We start from the raw sequence: 19,156 nt of genomic DNA, 5'->3' as shown, positions 1-19,156 counted from the left end.
GTGCAGATCCCGGGTATCGTTTCAGGTTTCGCTGCCCGCCCCGGGTATGTCTATCTCCCCCCGGCCTACCAGGCCCCGTCCCGGCCGGCCCTGCCTGTCCTGGTCCTGGTGGCGGGCCAGCCCGGCTCACCGGCGGACTGGATCACCGCCGGAGGAGTAGCAACAACCATGGATGCCTTCGCAGCAGCGCACGAAGGGCTCGCTCCCATTGTTGTTGTCCCGGATGTCAACGGCTCGGCAGCGGGGAACACCATGTGCATGGATTCGAAGATCGCCAACGCCGGCAGCTATCTCACCACCGATGTTCCGGCGTGGATCAAGACCACCCTGAGAGTGGATCCGGCCCCGGCCCGCTGGGCGGTCGGCGGGTTCTCTTTCGGCGGGACCTGCGCCCTGCAGATGGCCGCCCTGCACCCGGACATCTACCCTTCAGCGATCGACCTCAGCGGCGAAGCCGAACCCGCGCTGGGCCCGGACCGGTCCGCAACTATCGCCCGGGCGTTCGGCGGCAACACGGCAGCCTTTGATGCGGTCTCGCCCCTGAAGGTCCTGGCCGCCGGGCACTACAGCCACAGCAGGATCTACCTTGCCGCCGGGGCGCAGGATGGAACGTTCTCCGGATACCAGGCCCGGACCGCTGACGCGGCCGCCAAAGCCGGCATGAGTGTCAGGGCCGTCCTGGTCCCGGGCCAGGGGCACTCCTGGGAGATCCCCCGACAGACGATGGGACCGGCCCTGGACTGGTTGGCGCCGGCCCTGGGCCTGAGCCGCTGACGCCCTGGGGTTCAAGAACGAGCGTCCGGGGTCCAGGGGTTCAGGCCCCGTCCTCAGGTTTCTCTTACCGGCGTCGTCATAAGTTGCGGTGTATGACGGACATGGCAATCGAAACCAGCTCACTGGCTAAGGCTTACGGATCCAAGCAGGCCCTCCAGGCCCTGAGCCTCGAGGTCCCCCGAGGGGAAATCTTCGGGCTGCTCGGACACAACGGGGCGGGTAAAACCACCACCGTAAACATCCTGACCACCCTGCTGCCGGCTACGTCCGGCACAGCCCGCATCGCCGGCCATGACGTGGCCACCGGCGCTGACCTGGTGCGCCGCTCGATCGGTTACCTGCCGGAGAATGTCCAGTTCTACGACAACCTCACCCTCACCGAGAACCTGACGTTCTTCGCCAGGCTCTCCGGGATAGCGGCCCCCGCAGCCCGGATCGAAGCGGCCCTTGAGGCCGTGGACTTCACCGGTCACGGCCACGAGAAAATGTCCACCTTCAGCAAAGGGATGCGTCAACGCGCCGGCATCGCCCAGGCCATCCTGCACGAACCGGCGGTGCTGTTCCTGGACGAACCGACCTCCGGGCTGGACCCGCAAGGGGTGGCCAACCTGCGGGAAATCATCATCGGCCTCAACCAGTCACTGGGAATGACGGTGTTCATGAACACCCACCTCCTGGCCGAAGTGACCAAAACGTGCACCAGCATCGGAATCCTCAGCTCAGGGCGGCTGATCTACCAGAACTCCGTCGCGGCCACCCTCGGGGCCTTCCCCGACCAGGCATCCCTGGAAGACATCTACCTCCACATCGAAGCCGGCACCCCGTCATGAATCCCTGGGCCGCCACCGTCAGTCATGAACTGCGCAGCGCCGGACGTGAACGTCTGCCCCAGCTGCTCCTGGCCGTGTTTATCGGCATGACCGCAGTCTCGGCGTTCATCGGCTCGGCCGCGAAGGCAACCGTCACGAACGTGTACAACTCAGCCGCCGGCCAGGGACTGACAAGTGCCCCTAACCCCTTCGGCAACGTCCCGGCCCTCTACTACGCCCGCAATACCGTCATTTACATCCTCCTGATCGGGGCTCTCCTGGCCGTTGTGACCGGTGTGCAGTCCGGGATGCGGGACCGGCGTGCCCGGACCCTCGACCTGGTCCTGACCCGGCGCCTGTCCCCGGCCGGGTACCTGGCCGCGAAATTTACCGGCATCAGCCTGGGACTCCTGGGCGTGCTGGCAGCCTCGGCGCTGATCAGCATGGCCTCCATCAGCGCGGTCACCGGCAGCATCCCGGCACCCGGCCAGCTGCTCCGGCTCACCGCCCTCTTTGCCCTGGCATGGATCTTCCTGCTCTTCTTCGTGGCCCTGGGCATGCTGGCCGGGCTCCACGCCTCCAGCTACACCGCCGCGCTCCTGATCCCCATCGTGGTCTGGAGCGTCATTATTTTCGTCCTGCCCCTGCTCGGCACCGCCGTTCACCCGGTCTCGCTGCTGAACCCGGTGACACCTCCCACAGCCCCGCAGACCGGGATCTTCGCCGTCACCGGCGCCCTCACCGGCCCCCTGTCCCTCGGGGAGCAGTTCAAACACGTCGCCTCGATCCTGCTGCAGGACCCCCAGGCCACCGGCACGATGACCGGCGGGATCACGGTCATCCTGGCCTTCCTCGCCGCCGGGGTCACCCTGATCGTCCTGACCGGCCGCGCGAGCATGCGAAAGGAACTCCATGACTAGCCTCCTCACGCTCTGCGGGAAGGAAATCCGGGACCTGTCCCGAAACCGCTCCATGCGGCTGCTGATCACCTTCCTGGCCCTCATCGTCGTGCTCTCCGTCCTCGTAGCGGCCGCAGACTTCCGTGCCAAAACCGCTGACTACACCAGCTACCTGGCCGCCCTCAAAGCCAGCGGCGGCACCGTCACCGCCCCACCCCCGGACCTCTTCCCGCTGCAGATGCTGCGGGCAGCGATGGAGTACCTGGAAATCGTCGGGGCACTCTTCGCCGTGATCCTCGGCTACGGACTGATCGCCAAGGAAAAAAACAACGGCACCCTGCAACTGATCTTCACCCGTCCCCTGGGACGCCACAGCTTCGCCGCCGGCAAAATCCTGGCCGCCTTCACCATCTGGGCCGCCGTCACCGCAGCCCTGTTCTCCGTCATCACCGCGGCCCTGCTCATCGCCGGCAACGCCCCCCTGACCGGCACAGACCTCACCCGACTAGTACTCGCCGCAGCCCACACCACCATCTACCTGACCATGTGGTCGCTCGCCGCGCTGGCCCTGGCCGCCCTCACCCGGACCCCGGCCACCGGCCTGGTACTGGCCCTGGTCCTCTGGCTCATCGTCGTTCTGGTGATCCCCCAGATCGGCGACACCATGGATCCGGACAACCAGATCCCCGGAGGGCTGTTCGCAAGCCTCCAAATCGACAAAGCACACGAACACGCCGTTATGGCCAACTTCACCGGCTACGAAACAGCCCGCGACCTCATCGAACAAACCTCCCTCACCAAACAATACGAACGCCCCCTCTTCGCCTGGCTCGGTATCAAAAACCAATACAACCAACAGAGCCCCGCCTATGTATGGGCCCAGACCTTCAACCACACCCTCTGGCTCCTCGCCGGCTTCACCGCAGCAACGGGCTCCGCGGTCCTGGCCGCCACCCGGCACAAACTCCTCCGAAAGGCCTAAGAACAATGAAAACGCCCGCCCTTAAAAAAATCCTCCCTCTGGCCCTCATCACCATCGCCATCCTGGCCACCATCCTGATCTGGCAAGGGGCCTCCAGCCCCGGCAGCCCCACGGCCGCCACCACCGGCACCGCCGCGGCCGCCCCCGCAGCGACCGTACTTCCCGTGACAAAAAACCCCATCACCGCCACCGGGACCGCCCCCGGACTGACCATCAGCAAGGCCAAGGCCGAAGACAACACCGACCCGCAAACCAACGCGCCAGTTCCGGACCGCCTTCAGTTCACCCTGAGCAACTCCACCCCCGCGCCGCTTACCGGCCTGGAGGTGTACTACACCATGAAAGACACCGCCACCGGACAGACAGAGTCCTACTACCAGAAACTCGACGGCCTGACCCTGGCACCCGATTCCTCCGCGACAGTGTATTTCGACAACACCACCGGCACCGGACACTACCCGGAGAACAAATACAGCCTCTACCGAACCTCCACGAACGAAGTAAAAATCAACGTCGAAGCCGCCGCACCCGGACTCGCCCCGGTCACCGCCACCGCCACGAAAGCCAAAGGCACCGGAGAAAAAATCGACTAACCCGGAGCACCCTACTGGTCAAGCACTGGTGCAGGAATAAGACTCAGGACGCCCTCAGGAACCGCCAGCCATGCTGGTAGTACCGGAACGAAACCGCAGGAGACACCATCATGCAGATCCCTACTAGCCCGAACCCGGCTGCCGGCACCGGACCCCCTGCGCCCCGCGGACCGACAGCAGAGGGCCAGCTCAAGACTTGGATCATCGACGCCGTCCGCAACGCCGGCCTCCTGCCCGCTTACCTCATCATCAAAGCCCTGTTCTTCGCCCAAGAGGACCCGAGAAAAAAGACCAAAACAACCTTCCAGCCCACCCACGCCCAAGAAGAAGGGGAACACTTTGAGTTCGCAACAACAACTGACTGCACTGAACGACACACCTGCCAGTCGTCCCGAACGTGACAATGGCACCCCCGTGACACTGGAGCTACAGGCGGAGGAAATCATCCAGACCATCCTGTCGGGAACGGATCCAGCAGCCGCGCCCGCCAGGCACCGGCTACGCAGCCTGCTCGCTGTCCACCCCGACGACCACATCACCGTACTCAGAGACCACCTGATCCAGGCTCGCGCACCGCTGCCCCCGCCTCCGGACCTGCCCGCCGTAAAACAACACCCGGAAACGGGCCCGCCGTTCCCCGCCACGACCGATGGAGCACAGTCATGACCTTGCTACCGGAAACAGCACTCCGCCCCGGCACCGCGGCGGCCTCCCCGAACCGCCGTTACTGGCTCTTGTACCAAACGGACGGGAACCTCGTCCTTTACGGCCCCGACGGTCCTCTGTGGGATTCCGGGACCAACGGCCGCGGCGCCGGGACATGCATCATGCAAGCCGACGGGAACCTCGTCCTCTACGGCCCCGACGACGAATACGTATGGGACAGCGAAACCGATAACAACCCCGGAAGCCGGCTCGTCATCCAGGACGACGGAAACGCAGTCATCTACCGGCCCGACGGTTCCCCGCTGTGGGCAACGGAAACACGCCAGCTGCCAGGCAGCGCCGAATCGCACGTCCTGCAGTCAGGATCAACGCTGACTCCCACCCACGGAATCAGGTCCGCCAACGGGCTCTACGGACTTCTCTACCAGCTCGACGGGAACCTCGTCCTCTACGGCCCCGACGGTCCTCTGTGGGATTCCGGGACCAACGGCCGCGGCGCCGGGACATGCATCATGCAAGCCGACGGGAACCTCGTCCTCTACGGCCCCGACGACGAATACGTATGGGACAGCGAAACCGATAACAACCCCGGAAGCCGGCTCGTCATCCAGGATGACGGAAACGCAGTCATCTACCGGCCCGACGGAAACCCGACCTGGGTAACCGGAACTCACTAGGGTTGCAGGATGCGGGAGTCCACGCCCTCACCGCCCTGTGAACAAACCGCCGCCGTGGCCCGCCGGTAACCGGAAGGAGGAAAAAGATGGCCGCCTCGACCACATCAACTGTTTGGCTGAAGCGCGCGCTCAAAGACCGCTGCTCGGCGGTCGGGCATGCAAATCCTCATCTTCTTGAGCTGCATCCAATCCGCCATCACCGTCGCCGCCCTCCGCCGCGGGCTGCGGCAATCCATGCCTCCTTATTCGACACCACACAATGACCTACCAAGCCCACCGGCGCCACGCGGTTCCTCAACCTTCTCCGAGGCCAACCCGCCCAAATCGGTGTTCCGGCCGGGGACCGTCTGAGGAACGGTGTGTGAGGGTCAGGTTTGATCCAAAAAGACGGCGGCGTCGGAGTCCACGACCAAGATGACAGGGGCAACGATCGGTCCTGTGACGGGAGAGGTCATCGACCAGAAATTGGGAGCAGTTCCTGCGCAGGTTATAGGCCGGGCCCGAGCCAGTAGGCCCGGGCTGGCCACGAGCATGGCCAGAGGCCGATCTCAGCCAAGGAAAGCAACGGCATCCGGGCGAAGATCGTGCTGACGGGGATAGACCCGGTGGAGATTCAGGTGCCGGGACCTCGACGCGTCGTTCGAGGCGATGATCGTGCCCAACAGAAACAGCGTCGGGACGGGATCGACCAGCTCGTGCTCTCGCTGCACGCCGCGGGGTAGATGAGCCCACGAATACCAAGCCACCGATTATCTGGACAAACCGCCCTTACCTCGGTCTGCACCAACAGATGGGCCGGTGCGATACTTCCGGGCTTTAGTGGCAGCCTTGCCTGAGATGGCCACGGTGGGGTGGGTGCCCTCGCTGCGGGCGGCTACGAGCCGTCCACGGATTTGGGCTTCGTTCGCCCCAGTGTTCTCCAGCGAACCGGCGAACTTCACTAGGTGCTCTGCGGAGCCGTAACCGGCTGCCGACGCGCTTTCTGCTTTTAGACCCTGGTCTGTGAGGCGGTTGCTGTCGTTGCCGCTGACACGGTCCTCGATTTCGCGGCCGACGCTTTCCATGCGGGTGAAGAATTCTTTCTCGGCCTGCTCATACCGCTGTTCCATCGGGACGCGCTCTGAGCCGGTGAACCCTGCCTCGGCCAGGAGTTTGGTTTCGTGCATCTCCTTCGCGGCCTGGACGAAGCCGGGGTCTTCGAAGTGCTCGTTGACGGCACCGTTGACGTTTTCGGCTGTCTCTTTGCGGAGCTGGTCGATGTCTGGGCCGTTGATGCCGTCCTTCCCGATGAGGTAGAGACGTTCCTTCACGGTGGCGTCCGCGGCCTCTATCGCTGCGGGGGTTTTCGCCGCGTGGGCGATCTGCATTGCGGTCGCGAGTTCGGGGTTGGCCAGGTATTCGACGGGGACCTGGTGGCGTTCCATTTCGGGTGCGAGCACCGCTGCTTGGGCGCGGAGGTCTTCGATGCTGGCTGCGGCGAGGAGGCTCATTGCTTTTTCGTGCTCGGCAACTGCGGCCCGGGTTTCTTCCTGGCTGCGCGCAAGCGCGTCCTGCCGTGTGCTGTCGGTAGCGGCGTTCTGGATGCCGGCCTCGAGGGATGCGGCGTTCGTCGCGGCGTCGCGGGTGTCGATGCCGTACCGGTTGAGAACTTCCTGCCGGATCTTCTCCGCGGCGGCCAGGGCTGCGGGGTCGTGGTTCTTCCAGGCCTCGGCCGTTGTGAAGGCCGTGGCGATGTCCCGCGGCTGGGCCTTGTCCCACCATTGGTCCTTGGTGACCGGGGCGAGGGCTGCGCGTGCTGCGCTGCGCTCGGCTGTGAGGCGGGCGTTCGCCTCATAGGCCGCCTGGGTGGCGGCGTGCTCTTCCTGGCGCTGGGATTCCTGCCGGCGGCGGGCCAGTGTTTCGGCGATGCGTGAGCCGATCATCAGCGACTGCCGCAGGCCGCCGTCCACAAGGTCATCCATTCCGTCCGAGTCACTCATCGGCTTCCCCTTTGCACTAGTGGTGTTCGTCCTTATCGGTCCTGGCCCGGCCCGCTGTCGCGTCGGCTGGGTTGGAAAGTCTTTGCCGGCGTCGCCGGTGTCGGCGTCTGAGGCACTGCCGATCCGGGGCGGATCGGAGCCACTCCGCGCCGGGCAATGTCGACGGCCCTGGCCCGTGCGGCAGCACCGGTCACGGCTTGCCGTTCGGCGCCTACCAGGACTGGTTTCGGCATGGTGGCGGTGAACGGTGCCAGCTGCTGCTCGACGACTGCCCGGATGCGTTGGGCCTCACGGGTTCGTCCGGACTGCTGGTGCATTTCGTAGACCGCGAACGCGGTGTTGATCAGCTGGACCATGAGGGCTGTCTGCGCCGCAGACTTGTTCTTGCTGGAGGCTGCCATGAACAACATGGCCATGCCCGCAATGGAGGGCAGCGCGACCGGCTTGCCGTGCTGGCGAGGCGACCGCAGCTGGGCCGTGCGGGACAGCTCCGCGGCGGTGGCGGCGAGCGGTCCGGGCGTTGCTTCGAGCCGGTATGACCATGCGGCGAACGCGCCGGAGACATCCCGTGCTGCTTTCGCCCAGGTCGCGTGATCGTCGCGGGGAATGGACCGCAACTCATCTGCCAGTGCGGTCGCGTTCCGGGTGAATTCGACCCACATCTGTTCCGGCGGGGTTCCGTTCTCGGGACCGGTTTTCGAGACGGTGCGGCGGTTGCGGGCGGCGGCGTTCCACTCGGCTGCAGCGGCCGTGGCCAGCTGAGGTGAGTCCATCCAGTTCTCACGGAGTGCGCCCAGCTTCAGGTCCGAGGCGAGGGTGCCGCCGCCGAACCAGATGGGCCGTTGTCCTGGCTTGGGTCGTTCTGCCACGGAGTAGCCGACGATGACGTCTGTGGTGTTCTTTGCGTAGCGCGGGCGCACGAGCAGCCCGGTGTCGCGGGCGCGGCGGACGAACTCGTCTTCGGTCGCTGAGGCGCTTGCACTGGCGCGTACCTTTCGCGCCAGGGAGGCACGGTGCATCTCGCGTTCGTCGCGGACAGCGGTGGCCTTCTCGGCGCGGTCGTAGCCGCGGGTGGCGTGCACGCTGGAGAGCTGTTCGAGCCCGTACTTGACCTCCAGCTCACGGCAGGTCTGCTGTGCCTTCTTGTAGTCGCCGTGGGTCGATGCCTTCGTGCCATCTTCACGGATCAGGGACACGGCCAGGTGGATGTGATGGTTGCCGTTCTCACTCGTGCCGTGATTGATCGCCGCCCACCGGCACTGTTCCTTGCCGCTGGCCTCAGTGAAGCCCATGGCGTCCACAAAGTCGTTGGCAATATCCCCCCACTGCTGATCCGTCAGCGAGCCCTCTTCGGCGCGCAAGCTCAGCGAGCAGTGCCACACGCTGGCGTCCTTGTAGCCAACGTGAATGCGTTCCTTCTTGGACGCATCCCACTGCATGTCTTTGATCTGGACGGACACCCCGTACGCCTTGCGCGGCTGGTCCAGGTGCTTGGCAATAGCCAGGGCGTCGTCCCGGTCCAGAACGCCGTCGTCGTACCACGCCATGATCGCGGCGTCGCCGGCGACTAGGTGCGGATCGGTGTGTGCGTTCTTCGTCTTGTTCTCATCGGTCGACGCGAGGTAGACCATGAGGCCGCTCATGCGGGAGCCACGGGTGATGTTCGGGATCATCCCTGGATCAGCCCTTCAATGGTCCGGTCAATACGCACCGCTACGGACCGGATGTGCTTCAGCGCTTCCCGCGCTTCCGCAGGGAATTCGCTGGTCGCATTGGCCTGCCGCGCGAGCTGGTTGATGTTGTTCGACGAACGAGCCAGAAGATTGTGCAGAGACATCAGCTCGGCGATAGCGGCGCGTCGCTCCACCGTCGTTTCCTGCGCGTCGGAAAGCGCGGAACTGATCAGCAGATTCGGGACAGTCACCTTGTCCCGCGCGGCGCGGGCAACCAGAGCCGCTTCCTCTTCGGCAGTGACCCACAGGTCCCGGCGCTTCTTCGTCCCAGCGGGCGAATTCTCTCGGCGGCGGCGCGACAGATTGAAACGGCGGGGAGCCTGCTCATCCGACATTCAATCCATCCCTTCCCTTGGCCCAGCGCAGCGCCCCCGAAACCGGGGACCACACTCCCAAGTGTGCCGCACCCGACCGCCAGTGTCGAGCGCGTCAAGCCACTTACACCCGTGTAAGTGTATAGCTTGCTCTGGGAAGCCTGCTCTTCGTTTTTGAGTCACCCCGGGCGGAAGTTACCGTCCAGCAATCCCGCTTGCGGAGTGGTCACCGCGGTTTATCGTCTGACCCACGCGCTAGGCTGGAGGCATGGCAACCATCGACATAGAAGAGAAACGCAACCAAGCCAAAGCACTGCTTGACTCCCGCATCGAGTCCGTCACCGACCTGGTCAAGACGCGACAGCGGATTGCTGACCTCCGCGAGCAACTCGCCGAGGCAGAGCGCGAAGACAAGCGCGCCTACGTACGTGCCACGAAGGACGGCTGGAGCCCGGAGGAACTGAAAAAGCTGGGTCTGGAATCGGCCGCTGCCAGCCGCCGACGCAGGAACGCCGCACGCACCGCAGCGGCGGCCTCGGATGCCGCCTCCGGCGGCGAAGTCAGCGACGAAAAGTAGCGTTTCCCCTCGCCCACCTGGGCACGGCAAAAGCCCAACCGTTTCGCTGCTTTTCCCGCACACAGGGGGACGACGGGACCCACCTGACCGGCTGCGCACATCCGCCAGGTAACGTTCGCTTTTCGACCCGCCAAGGCGACCGGCGGCCCTGCACAGCCTCCGGATTCTGAGCACCCGTTTCAAATCAACGTCGCTAAGGAACCGCGTTCAAACCGCTTGGTTGCTCACCCAGTGTCGGCACCCCGTCGCCTCTTGGACGCAGGTCTCCTTCCGGGCATGATGACGGGATGACAACGAGTCCTGTGTCCCTCAATGAGAAGCAAGCCCGGGTGATGGAGTGGGTCAAGGCCGGCTGCCCGCAGGACGTCTTTATCTCCGGCTACCAACACAGGGTCATTGCCCGGGCCCTCGAACGGCGGGGACTCGTTGATATCACCGGCAGAGGCCCGACCTGGCATGCAACGGCGACCACTCAAGGACAGCAGTGGCATCAACCCACGCCGGAGATAGCCGCCGATGACATCCCGTCAGTCAACCCGTCTGACCCTCCTTCGTCCGCGAGCGGTCCCCCACCCAAAACAGAAGCCGACCTTCTGATCGCAAAGGTCCAGGACGCTGACGGCAGAATCGTCCTCCCGCAGGACCGCGATATCGAGAAGACCCATGAACGGCTTGTCCGTCTCAGCCTTCAGTCCCCTGACCGGCCTAAAGGCAAGAAACTCGAAATCGTCGCCACCGGACACTGGGGGCAAGGACCCAAAGTCATCGTGTTCACCGAGCACCTCGATGACCACGTCCAATCCCGACCCGTGCCCGTTCCGGAACGCATCACCCGATACCACCCGGCAGTCAAAGCCTTTCTGGCAGACAAAGAATGGCAGTACGTCACCGCCGAGCACCTCCCCCGCGCCGGCCGAATCCTCCAAGCCATAGCCACCGAAGCGGCCAACCGCGGAGTCGACGCACTCCGGGCATGGGATGCAGCTAAGGACGTCAGCGAGTATGCCAAGCAGTCCATGCTGAAGAGCCATCTGGCCCTCCGCACCCCCGCGGGAATCTACGGAATCCAAATCCGAGAGATCGCCGCGTCCGGCGCCCGCAAGCTACAGCCGCGGCGCTGGAACGAACGCAAGACCAAACCCGCGTGGCTCGACACCCGCGGCTGGGACTTCACCAGTACCGGGAACCTCGAACTCGTCGTCCGCGGCCCCGGAACCTCCTACAACGGAGACCACCACCGGGACGCTAAAACCATCACCCTTGAAAGCAAACTCCCCCAGCTGTTCCGCTCATTCGAAATCCACAAACTCAAAGCAGACCAGGAAGCCCACCAACGCGAGCTCCAAAAAGCCGAACGTCGCCGGCAATGGGATACCGCCATGGCACAGGCAAAAGACAAATACGCAGAACAGGCCTGCTGGGAACACTTCACTGAACGCTCCCAAACCTGGTCCACCGTCACCCAGCACCGCCTGTTCCTCGCCGCAGCAAGGGAAGCTGTCGTGACCGCGGATGAGGAAATACGCACCGGCATCCTCCACCACCTGGATGAGGCAGAACGGGTCCTGGACGGACTTGACCCTCTCCGCGACCCCGCAGTGTTGGCCCCGTCAGTGCCCGAACCCCGGCCCGAGGACCTCAAACCCTTCCTCGGCCGCTGGAACCCCCACGGCCCGGACCGCAGCTGGTGACGGGAGACCGCCGTCGCTCAGGGCTAGCCGGAGTTGTGTCTAGCGTCCGAAGTCATCGACGCGGGAAGGACCGCCCAGATGCCGGGGACCCCTGGCTATCGCGGCCGTACGGACGGCAGCCGCCGTCTCACTATCCACGAGCGGACCCCCTGCTTTGGCCCGGCCCAGGGTTTTCTCCAGCGCGGGACTGCCGTCCCTCTCCGCGACCCGGTACACCCGGTACTGGCTCACACAGCCATAGTCCGCCGCCAGTACCGCGGCGTTGGCGGCGCACACCGACTCCCTGTCGCCGGGGTCGTTGAACAGGGTCGCAGGGAAAGACTGGGGAACCCAGCGGCCGCCCAGCTCCGCGTCCAGGCCGGTGGCGGTACCGTTTTCGGCTTCCACGTACCCGCGTTCCCACCGGCCCATGGTGCGGGCCTCGCTCAGCTGCTGGGTTGTCTCAACATCGGCAATCAGGACGTCGTACCCCGCGGCCTGCAGGCGATCCATGAGCATCCGTCCCTGCTTCTCATTCCCCAGGGTGCCGTCAATAATGACGTTCATCCCGGACTCCATCGCCTCGTTGCGCGCTTTCTTAGCAAGGATGGAAGACTCCGTGTGGACCAAGGCCGCGAGCTCACGCGGGTAGAACCTCTCCCCCGCCGCCTCCACGGCCCGGACTTCCTCCGGCACCAGAAACGAGTCATAAGTGCCGTCCCGGCGCGCCTGCACCAACAGTTCGTCCTTGAAGTCATCGGCGTTGATCGGCAACCAGTTCCCCGGCTCTGTGCCGGTCGCCTTGATAAGCGCGGCCTGGGCGGTGGACTTCCCGGCACCCGGAGGGCCCGCCAGGACAATAGCCTTCCGGTCCCGCCGGACATCGGGGCGGGATTCGATGAACCGGGCCACGATCTCGTTGTGCACACGCCGGCGGTCTTGCCGTGGCTCGCCCCGACGGACGTTGAACCACTCAGCGTTCTGTGTTGTTGCAGTGCTGCTTTGAGCCGCCAGCGGTCCCCCGGGCGCGCCCAGCCGCTCCAAAGTGGCCCGGTGCGCCGCTGTCTGCTCTCCTGTAGTCACGCCTTACAGCGTAACCATCAGACCCCGGCAGCCTCGTCGGACGCGTCCAGGATCTGGTCATAGGCATCCCCGTCAATCAGACCCTCATCAAAAGCCCGGCCAACCTCGGCGAAGGATCCAGGAGTGTCCACGTACGGGGTGGAATCCCACTCTTCAGCTGCCGCGGCAGCACCCTCATTCTTCACGTACGGCCAGGCCGACAACTCCCGGATCATCGCCTCACGGTCAATATCGCCGGCGGCGTAACGCTCCGCGATCTCATACGGACTCGCACCACTGAAACCCTCGGGCACAGGCTTCACGCCCCGCGCCTCGGCCTGCGTCAACAGGCGGCTTATCGCCGGCTGACTCACACCTAAAGCCCGGGCAACAACACGCTGATCAGCGGTCTCCACCGCCAGGCGAACATTCCGGATGTAATCCAAACCGCCCAACTCGCGCCGCGCACGGGCACGACGGGCATTAGCAATAGCACTCTCAGGACTGGTAAGCGTCATCTTGAACCTCCACTGGTATAACCAATGTTATCACCGCGTTGACGGCTCCCCCATGCCACCCCCTGCAAGCCGGTGCCTGGGCTTATCCTGCCCACCCGGCCGGATAACCAAGAATGACAGTGGGAGCGACTACGGTAGGGCCCAAGACCATCTTCCGGAGAGAGCCATGGACGCTAATACGGAACCGCCGGAACCATCCATGCTCGAAGGACAAACCTCAATCAATGACTACCTGGAGCCCTCGGCGGCGATCACCCCGGTCAAGCCAAGAGAACCAACTGACGATGAGCTCACCGCCTGGCTCTCCAATGGAAACTCATAACGTGGCACGCTAGATACCCGGCTCGCGAGTCATTGTTCCGAACACAAGCGACCGGGAGTCCCGCGAACGGCCCCCGAGAGAGCCACCAGCAAAAGAAGGAGAGCTCATGGGGCTAAGAGACCTACTCGCTATGCGACGTATTGCAGCTCGACCCAAACCCACTCCAGAGCCAACGGAACCGGAGGATCTGTCACCAGCACAAATGGCCGACCTGGAAGCCGCATGGGCCGAGTTACGTCGCGTCGTCCAGGACACCGGCGCAACGTCAGTCAGTGCCTGCACCCGGGACGGCAGCAACTGGGAAACCAATCCTGCCGCCGTGCGTGCCATCACTGACGCCATTCGCAGCGTACAGAGCTAATCAACCCGACCGACCCCCTGATGCGCTGAAACCCCTCTAGTTCCGGTTGTGTCCTGCTTGTCGGGAGAGTAGCGCCTTTTTGAAGTGAGCTTCCGCGGCGTCAACTTGTTCCATAGGGGCACTGGGCGAAAACACTCTCAAGATGCTGAACTGAAAGGACTGCGGGTGTTCGGCGTCAGCTCCGGTGAGTTCACGGAGGGCGATGTTCCCTCCGTGGCCGTTCCGGGCGTATTCCGTCCATCGGCCTAGGAGTCTTTGGGCTCCGTCGGCCTTGCCCACATATAGTTTTCCGGTTCTCGTGTCCGCGATGAGATAGATTCCCTTGACAGAACTCAGGGCAGTCCGCCACTGCTGATAGCGGTCGTCGGAAATTACGGCCTGCAACTCCATGTAGCTGATGAGGACCGAATCGAACCCGGGAAACGGCTCCGTCCGTGGATCTGCTATCTCCACGACTGGCAGCGAAGCTATGGCGGGGCCCGTTTTGGCCCAGTTCACGGTGTCCCCGGTCCATTCGATAACCAGCCGGTTCTTCATAGCCGAGAACACCTCAGAGGACTTCAGGTCAAAGAAACGCACACGGTCGGTTCGTTCCTCGAGAACTTCACCGTGGTTCTCGAACGCGGTAATAAAGCGTGCGCGACGTCCGGAAGAGGCCAAGAAATTCAGCCAAATCTTTGGAGGCTCTTTACCAACTTTGTTGTTGATGCCCTGTTCACGTGTGAACGCCAGCAGCTGCGCACTCATAGCAACTTCCCGGGTCGCCAGACCACCAGGGTTGAGGGTGTGCCGGATAACCATCGCATCCTCTGGCGTCAACCCCGCAGCATGGAGGATGTGGCCGAGCTTGAGTTCAGCCGACGGGTCGATATCCACAGTCAGTCTCCTTTGTGTGGTGGCGCTGCAGAGAGAACACATCCCGACCTTCGATCCGCGTTCCAAGCGCGCCACGATTTAGGCCGCGTCCTCTTGCATCATGTCCCAGATGTCCTGACGCGCAGCTTCGAGGTCGAAATTTGTGCCGGCGGCAACGGATGTGAATCGTTCCAGGGGCCATACAGTTAGCTTTCCGTAGCGCGGTCAGTGTGGTATCTATCGCCCAACCAGACTGGTTCCAGGAACTGTCTGACGAGGAAAAAATCGCTATACACCGAAGCCCTATGCTCGACGTGTAACCCGCTCTCCCCAGAATTTCCTCGACAATGTCTGTTGAGATTTTCGATCAAGGAAACCGGCTGGTTCTTCCTGGGTTGCCGGCACCCAAGGTGAGGTTGGGCTGTCCACCAGTTGGGGTCAATCCGGGTTATCCACGGCTGGTTTTAGGGAGCCATTGGGAAGCTCCCTCATCGGCGGTAGCCGTGGATAACCCATAAGTGATTGTCCCCGGCTGTGGGCAGCGGGCCGGGAGGTGCTGCCACCAGGCATGTGCTACGAAGGGCGGCCTCGCCCGTCGATCACGCCGTGAGGTACCTGACCACCCCGAGAGCATAAAGAGCACACCCGAAAACCACATGCCCCGCACGCAGCCGCCTGAGGTAAATCTTGGGAATTTTTGTGACACGCTCAAAGCCGGCCTCCCTCAGCTTTTGGCTTCGGATTTTCTCTTACGTAGGGCTTCTTGGTACTCGACCCGGACGTCCGCGTACTGCTCGTCCGTGAGGTCGACCATGTGTCGCATCGCGTCGCCAGACCAAACGTAGGTAACGCCGTCGCTGTGCTTCCATGCCATGCGCGGGTCGTCACGCAGATTTTCCTTCCAGCACAGGGCCTGGTGATCATGGGTTGTCAGCGTTCTGTCCTTTCCGGGCCCCTTCCGCTTGGCATTCACCCGCTCGAGCAACTTGGTCCTCGTGTAGGGATGCGTCTGATTTGGGTCGGTCTTCTTCACCATCACCCGCTCCCCTTCATGCGCCACTGACACGATCAAGTCGGCCCGCGTTACGGCCTTGACTGAATTCAGGTGAACGTCATAGACGGCCGCGACGCGCTGCATGTCGGCGCCAGCGGCTTGGGCTTTGTCGAGTAGTTCGCGTAGGTCCTCGATGAAGTCTTGAACCTCGGTCACGGCGGAGGTGGCAGGTTCGGTCTTCATGAACTGGATTGGCTCCGTCGGTGCCTTAGCGCCGAGGGGCAGGAGCTGCCAGGTAATTGAATCGGCCAAATCCTTGTTAAAGCGGTCGAGCATGAAATCCCGATAATTGAGGACGCTGGTCTGCAAGAAGGGGTAAACCATTTCGCCCAGATCGGCGGCGTAGAGATGCACCGCGCGGTTACGGTACCCGACGAGAGCTGTGACGTTGGCTGCCAAGGCCGTGCCATCAACACCTGTCGGGAAGAGCTTGTTGATGACCACCTGTTTTAGTGCATCTTCAGCCGCCAGCGTTCGGTAGGGCTCGTTGCGCTTCTTAGGGTAGAAGATGCGCTTTCCCGCCTGCCGTAGGGTCGCCTTCAGCGCGAGTTCCCAGGCGTTGACGACGAGAACCACGGTGACTTCGTCGCGGTACTCCATTCGCGGCTTGTTGTAGACCTCAATCGCTGCCAGCATTGCCGAGAGTGAATTCGCGACGAGGCGCCGGGAAGAGACATAGGGCTGCGGCACTTTTCATCACCTCGGTCAGGAAGATCGTCAATGACCGAGCTTAGAGCTACTGACCGATAGCGCTGAACAATGATGAGAAAGGCGGCGGGTCGTTGCAGGCTACTAATTTAGGGTCGCCCGTAAGCCGGTCCCCTCTTTACCGCGGGTCTCCTGGACACTCCGGGCCAGACCGCCCGCCGGGTCATGCTGCCCAAACTCACCACCCTGGCCGGCGTACGCATCGAGCGGAGCGTCGGACTCCTTGACGGCTCAGAGCGATTCGCCAAACTCATCGGCGCATCGATCGCCGGCCTGCTCGTGGCTCTCCTCGGACCCATCACCGCCCTCTTCATCAACGCCGCGACATTCGCCATCTCCGCCACCCTGACCAGACTCTTCGTGCCCGACCTTCAAGCGGCACGTCGCCGAGCCGGTGACAACACCGGTACGGACACCCCGCCCCGGGCGTCCTACCGGGCCGACCTGGCCGAAGGATTCCGCTGGATCCTCCAGGACCCGCTCATGAAACTCATCATTGGCCTCGTGCTGATCACCAACATGTTCGATGCCGCCCGCAGCTCCTCTCTCATGCCCCTCTACGCCCACGACCGTCTCGGAGGCGCCACTGCCCTTGGCCTGCTCGTGGCCGTCATGGCCGGTTGCGCCCTGGCAGGAAACGTGGCGTTCGGATTCATCGCACACCGGGTGCCCCGGCGCCTGACCTTCGCTCTCTGCTTCGCAATCGCCGGCGCCCCGTTACCTTTTTCGTAGCCCGTTCCTGTTGCAGGATGAGGGTGTGCTGGCCTGCCGGCCCCGGCATGATTGCCGCCCCCAGTCGTCAATGATCCGGGGGGTGTTGTCACCGGGGTCCGGTAGGTGCCGGAGAGACCGCTAATAGAGGCAAGACAGTTTGGGATCGTCGTGCGTAACGTGGATGCCGGGCTCTGACACCGCGGACAGTCCAGCACAGGTATCAGCTGCTGTGACTGGGAGGTACAGGTGATCGGAAACCACGAAAGCATTGATGTCTTCATCGGCCTGGACGTCGGCAAGGGCGAGCACCATGCCGTTGCAGTGGACCGGATGGGGATGAAGCTCTTCGACAAGGCTTTACCCAACGACGAGGCCCGGCTCCGCGAAATACTGACTTCTCTGGGCCGACACGGCCGCATTCTGCTGGTCGTTGACCAGCCCGCGACGATCGGTGCACTCCCCGTCGCGGTTGCCCAGGCCGCCGGTGTCACCGTCGGGTACCTGCCCGGGCTGGCGATGCGCCGGATCGCGGACCTGCACCCGGGCGAAGCGAAAACCGACGCCCGGGACGCGTTCATCATCGCCGAAGCGGCCCGGACCATGCCCCACACCCTGCGCTCCATCCAGATCGCCGATGAACAGCTCGCCGAACTGACCATGCTCTGCGGCTTCGACGACGACTTGGCCAAGCAGGCCACCGCAACATCGAACAGGATCCGAGGCCTGCTGACCCAGATCCACCCTGCCCTGGAGCGTGTCCTGGGCCCGCGCCTGGACCACCCCGCAGTGTTGGACCTGCTGCGGACCTGGCCAACCCCAGAAGCCTTGCGCCATGCAGGCCGGCGCAGGATCGGAAACCGGCTCAAGAAGCGTGCACCCCGGATGGGCGAACGCCTTGCCGGCGAAATCATCGATGCCCTGGACCAGCAAACAGTCACTGTCGTGGGGACGAACGCGGCCACGATCGTGCTGCCCCAACTGGCCCGGATGCTCGCCGACATCCGCGAGTCCCGGGACACCGTCTTCACTCAAGTCGAGGCCCTCGTGGAGGCCCACCCTCTTCACCCGGTCCTGACGTCACTCCCGGCGGTCGGCGTCAGGACCGCAGCACGGATCCTCACCGAGATCGTCGGCAAAGACTTCGCATCCGCAGGGCACCTGGCCTCCTACGCAGGCCTCGCCCCAGTGACCTGGCGATCCGGGACATCCATCCGCGGCGACCACCCATCGCGGAAAGGAAACAAGATCCTCAAGCGAGCCCTGTTCCTCTCCGCCTTCGCCGCACTGAAGGACCCGCCATCCAGGGCCTACTACGACCGCAAACGAACCGAAGGCAAACGCCACAACCAGGCCCTCATCGCCCTCGCCCGCCGTCGTTGCGACACCCTCTACGCCATGCTGCGCGACGGCACTCTCTACGAACCACGGCTAACCCCAGCGGCTTGACGAAAACCATAGAGGCACCCCCCAGCTGCCGCCTTCGCCCTCGACGCCACACTGCCCATACTTGTCGCGACCACTGCCCTGCAGGGACTCGCCGCCGGATCGATCAACCCGATCCTTGGAACAGTGCAATTCGAACGCGTGCCCGAGCACATGCGGGGCCGGGTGTACGGACTGATCAACGCCGGCGCATGGGCGGCCATGCCCCTCGGCGCCCTACTAGGCGGCTTCGCAGCAGACACCATCGGACTCGGCCTATCGTTCGGCATCATCGCCATCCTCTACACCCTCGTCACCCTCAGCCCCCTAACGGGCGGCACCTGGCGCCAAATGGAAAGCCCAGAACACGCCCCGAACTGAGCCTGCACCCACTCCACGGCGACAAACCACAACCCGCCCATGGCACCAAAACGCGCCCCGCTTCAAGCGTCTCGGCAATTAAAGTG

The 19,156-nt window shown here is 63.7% G+C and carries 18 protein-coding genes and 2 pseudogenes; 13 read left to right on the top strand and 7 right to left on the bottom strand.

Features of this window, described 5'->3' with window-relative positions:
- From ACFVY3_RS15750 to ACFVY3_RS15720, 7 genes are all read left to right on the top strand, one after another.
- Entirely contained in the window at positions 1-774 is a 774-nt protein-coding gene (locus tag ACFVY3_RS15750) for an alpha/beta hydrolase (RefSeq protein WP_400160426.1), read from the top strand.
- 92 nt (positions 775-866) lie between these two features.
- Entirely contained in the window at positions 867-1,604 is a 738-nt protein-coding gene (locus ACFVY3_RS15745; RefSeq protein ID WP_237429493.1) for an ABC transporter ATP-binding protein, read from the top strand.
- Positions 1,601-2,503 carry an ABC transporter permease gene (locus ACFVY3_RS15740; RefSeq protein ID WP_400160425.1) on the top strand — a complete coding sequence of 301 codons (903 nt, stop codon included), beginning with the start codon at positions 1,601-1,603 and terminating at the stop codon, positions 2,501-2,503. The genes ACFVY3_RS15745 and ACFVY3_RS15740 overlap by 4 nt, the downstream gene beginning before the upstream one ends.
- Positions 2,496-3,464, top strand: coding sequence for an ABC transporter permease (locus ACFVY3_RS15735; protein ID WP_400160424.1), 969 nt, complete (start codon positions 2,496-2,498; stop codon positions 3,462-3,464). Before ACFVY3_RS15740 ends, ACFVY3_RS15735 begins: the two co-directional genes overlap by 8 nt.
- A 5-nt stretch (positions 3,465-3,469) precedes the next feature.
- A complete protein-coding gene (locus tag ACFVY3_RS15730; RefSeq protein WP_400160423.1) occupies positions 3,470-4,057 on the top strand; it encodes a hypothetical protein in 588 nt (195 codons plus the stop codon).
- Between the two features lie 339 nt (positions 4,058-4,396).
- A complete protein-coding gene (locus tag ACFVY3_RS15725) occupies positions 4,397-4,723 on the top strand; it encodes a hypothetical protein (protein ID WP_400160422.1) in 327 nt (108 codons plus the stop codon).
- Positions 4,720-5,400: a curculin domain-containing protein gene (locus ACFVY3_RS15720; RefSeq protein WP_400160421.1), complete on the top strand. Its 681-nt coding sequence runs from the start codon at positions 4,720-4,722 to the stop codon at positions 5,398-5,400. The genes ACFVY3_RS15725 and ACFVY3_RS15720 overlap by 4 nt, the downstream gene beginning before the upstream one ends.
- 749 nt (positions 5,401-6,149) lie before the next feature.
- Here the strand turns inward: ACFVY3_RS15720 and ACFVY3_RS15715 are convergent.
- From ACFVY3_RS15715 to mobC, 3 genes are read right to left on the bottom strand one after another with little or no spacing between them, the layout of a single operon-like run.
- Positions 6,150-7,379, bottom strand: a complete 1,230-nt coding sequence (locus tag ACFVY3_RS15715) for a hypothetical protein (RefSeq protein ID WP_400160420.1) — start codon at positions 7,377-7,379, stop codon at positions 6,150-6,152.
- 32 nt (positions 7,380-7,411) lie between these two features.
- Entirely contained in the window at positions 7,412-9,052 is a 1,641-nt protein-coding gene (locus ACFVY3_RS15710; protein WP_400160419.1) for a relaxase/mobilization nuclease domain-containing protein, read from the bottom strand.
- Entirely contained in the window at positions 9,049-9,447 is a 399-nt protein-coding gene (mobC, locus tag ACFVY3_RS15705; protein ID WP_400160418.1) for a plasmid mobilization relaxosome protein MobC, read from the bottom strand. The genes ACFVY3_RS15710 and mobC overlap by 4 nt, the downstream gene beginning before the upstream one ends.
- Positions 9,448-9,694: 247 nt before the next feature.
- Between mobC and ACFVY3_RS15700 the strand changes: the two genes are divergently transcribed.
- Together ACFVY3_RS15700 and ACFVY3_RS15695 are read left to right on the top strand one after the other, a co-directional pair.
- A complete protein-coding gene (locus ACFVY3_RS15700; protein ID WP_400160417.1) occupies positions 9,695-10,003 on the top strand; it encodes a hypothetical protein in 309 nt (102 codons plus the stop codon).
- A gap of 302 nt (positions 10,004-10,305) precedes the next feature.
- Positions 10,306-11,694 carry a hypothetical protein gene (locus tag ACFVY3_RS15695; protein WP_400160416.1) on the top strand — a complete coding sequence of 463 codons (1,389 nt, stop codon included), beginning with the start codon at positions 10,306-10,308 and terminating at the stop codon, positions 11,692-11,694.
- Between the two features lie 39 nt (positions 11,695-11,733).
- On the opposite strand, the gene ACFVY3_RS15690 is transcribed toward ACFVY3_RS15695, so the two are convergent.
- Positions 11,734-12,600 carry a zeta toxin family protein gene (locus ACFVY3_RS15690; RefSeq protein ID WP_400160415.1) on the bottom strand — a complete coding sequence of 289 codons (867 nt, stop codon included), beginning with the start codon at positions 12,598-12,600 and terminating at the stop codon, positions 11,734-11,736.
- Between the two features lie 173 nt (positions 12,601-12,773).
- The gene (locus ACFVY3_RS15685) at positions 12,774-13,253 is read right to left on the bottom strand and encodes a hypothetical protein (RefSeq protein WP_400160414.1); all 480 of its coding nucleotides are present in this window, start codon (positions 13,251-13,253) and stop codon (positions 12,774-12,776) included.
- A gap of 524 nt (positions 13,254-13,777) precedes the next feature.
- Here ACFVY3_RS15685 and ACFVY3_RS15680 point away from each other — a divergent pair.
- Positions 13,778-13,936 (top strand): hypothetical protein, encoded by a 159-nt coding sequence (locus ACFVY3_RS15680; RefSeq protein WP_400160413.1) that lies wholly within the window; start codon positions 13,778-13,780, stop codon positions 13,934-13,936.
- Positions 13,937-13,972: 36 nt separating this feature from the next.
- On the opposite strand, the gene ACFVY3_RS15675 is transcribed toward ACFVY3_RS15680, so the two are convergent.
- Positions 13,973-14,812, bottom strand: coding sequence for a GIY-YIG nuclease family protein (locus tag ACFVY3_RS15675; protein WP_400160412.1), 840 nt, complete (start codon positions 14,810-14,812; stop codon positions 13,973-13,975).
- 703 nt (positions 14,813-15,515) lie between these two features.
- On the bottom strand, positions 15,516-16,535 hold the full coding sequence (locus ACFVY3_RS15670; RefSeq protein ID WP_400160411.1) for a DUF3644 domain-containing protein: 1,020 nt from the start codon (positions 16,533-16,535) through the stop codon (positions 15,516-15,518).
- A 183-nt stretch (positions 16,536-16,718) separates the two neighbouring features.
- Between ACFVY3_RS15670 and ACFVY3_RS15665 the strand changes: the two genes are divergently transcribed.
- The 3 genes and pseudogenes from ACFVY3_RS15665 to ACFVY3_RS15655 all read left to right on the top strand — a co-directional run.
- Positions 16,719-17,285 carry an MFS transporter gene (locus ACFVY3_RS15665; protein WP_400160410.1) on the top strand — a complete coding sequence of 189 codons (567 nt, stop codon included), beginning with the start codon at positions 16,719-16,721 and terminating at the stop codon, positions 17,283-17,285.
- A gap of 163 nt (positions 17,286-17,448) precedes the next feature.
- Positions 17,449-18,713 (top strand): annotated as a pseudogene (locus ACFVY3_RS15660) (IS110 family transposase).
- A gap of 42 nt (positions 18,714-18,755) precedes the next feature.
- Positions 18,756-19,070, top strand: a pseudogene (locus ACFVY3_RS15655) (MFS transporter); the annotation flags it as partial.
- Positions 19,071-19,156: the final 86 nt, after the last annotated feature.

Origin of the sequence: Arthrobacter sp. BPSS-3, from assembly GCF_044628475.1 — a bacterium.
GTDB lineage: Bacteria > Actinomycetota > Actinomycetes > Actinomycetales > Micrococcaceae > Arthrobacter.
This window is presented reverse-complemented; position numbering and strand designations above follow the sequence as displayed.

Bases quoted from the DNA above. Each gene is read 5' to 3' on its own strand.
- ACFVY3_RS15720 (WP_400160421.1), top strand. From the start codon at position 4,720: ATGACCTTGCTACCGGAAACAGCACTCCGCCCCGGCACCGCGGCGGCC.
- ACFVY3_RS15740 (WP_400160425.1), top strand. From the start codon at position 1,601: ATGAATCCCTGGGCCGCCACCGTCAGTCATGAACTGCGCAGCGCCGGA.
- ACFVY3_RS15685 (WP_400160414.1), bottom strand. From the start codon at position 13,253: ATGACGCTTACCAGTCCTGAGAGTGCTATTGCTAATGCCCGTCGTGCC.
- ACFVY3_RS15680 (WP_400160413.1), top strand. From the start codon at position 13,778: ATGGCCGACCTGGAAGCCGCATGGGCCGAGTTACGTCGCGTCGTCCAG.
- ACFVY3_RS15730 (WP_400160423.1), top strand. From the start codon at position 3,470: ATGAAAACGCCCGCCCTTAAAAAAATCCTCCCTCTGGCCCTCATCACC.
- ACFVY3_RS15715 (WP_400160420.1), bottom strand. From the start codon at position 7,379: ATGAGTGACTCGGACGGAATGGATGACCTTGTGGACGGCGGCCTGCGG.
- ACFVY3_RS15665 (WP_400160410.1), top strand. From the start codon at position 16,719: ATGCTGCCCAAACTCACCACCCTGGCCGGCGTACGCATCGAGCGGAGC.
- ACFVY3_RS15710 (WP_400160419.1), bottom strand. From the start codon at position 9,052: ATGATCCCGAACATCACCCGTGGCTCCCGCATGAGCGGCCTCATGGTC.
- ACFVY3_RS15735 (WP_400160424.1), top strand. From the start codon at position 2,496: ATGACTAGCCTCCTCACGCTCTGCGGGAAGGAAATCCGGGACCTGTCC.
- ACFVY3_RS15700 (WP_400160417.1), top strand. From the start codon at position 9,695: ATGGCAACCATCGACATAGAAGAGAAACGCAACCAAGCCAAAGCACTG.
- mobC (WP_400160418.1), bottom strand. From the start codon at position 9,447: ATGTCGGATGAGCAGGCTCCCCGCCGTTTCAATCTGTCGCGCCGCCGC.
- ACFVY3_RS15745 (WP_237429493.1), top strand. From the start codon at position 867: ATGACGGACATGGCAATCGAAACCAGCTCACTGGCTAAGGCTTACGGA.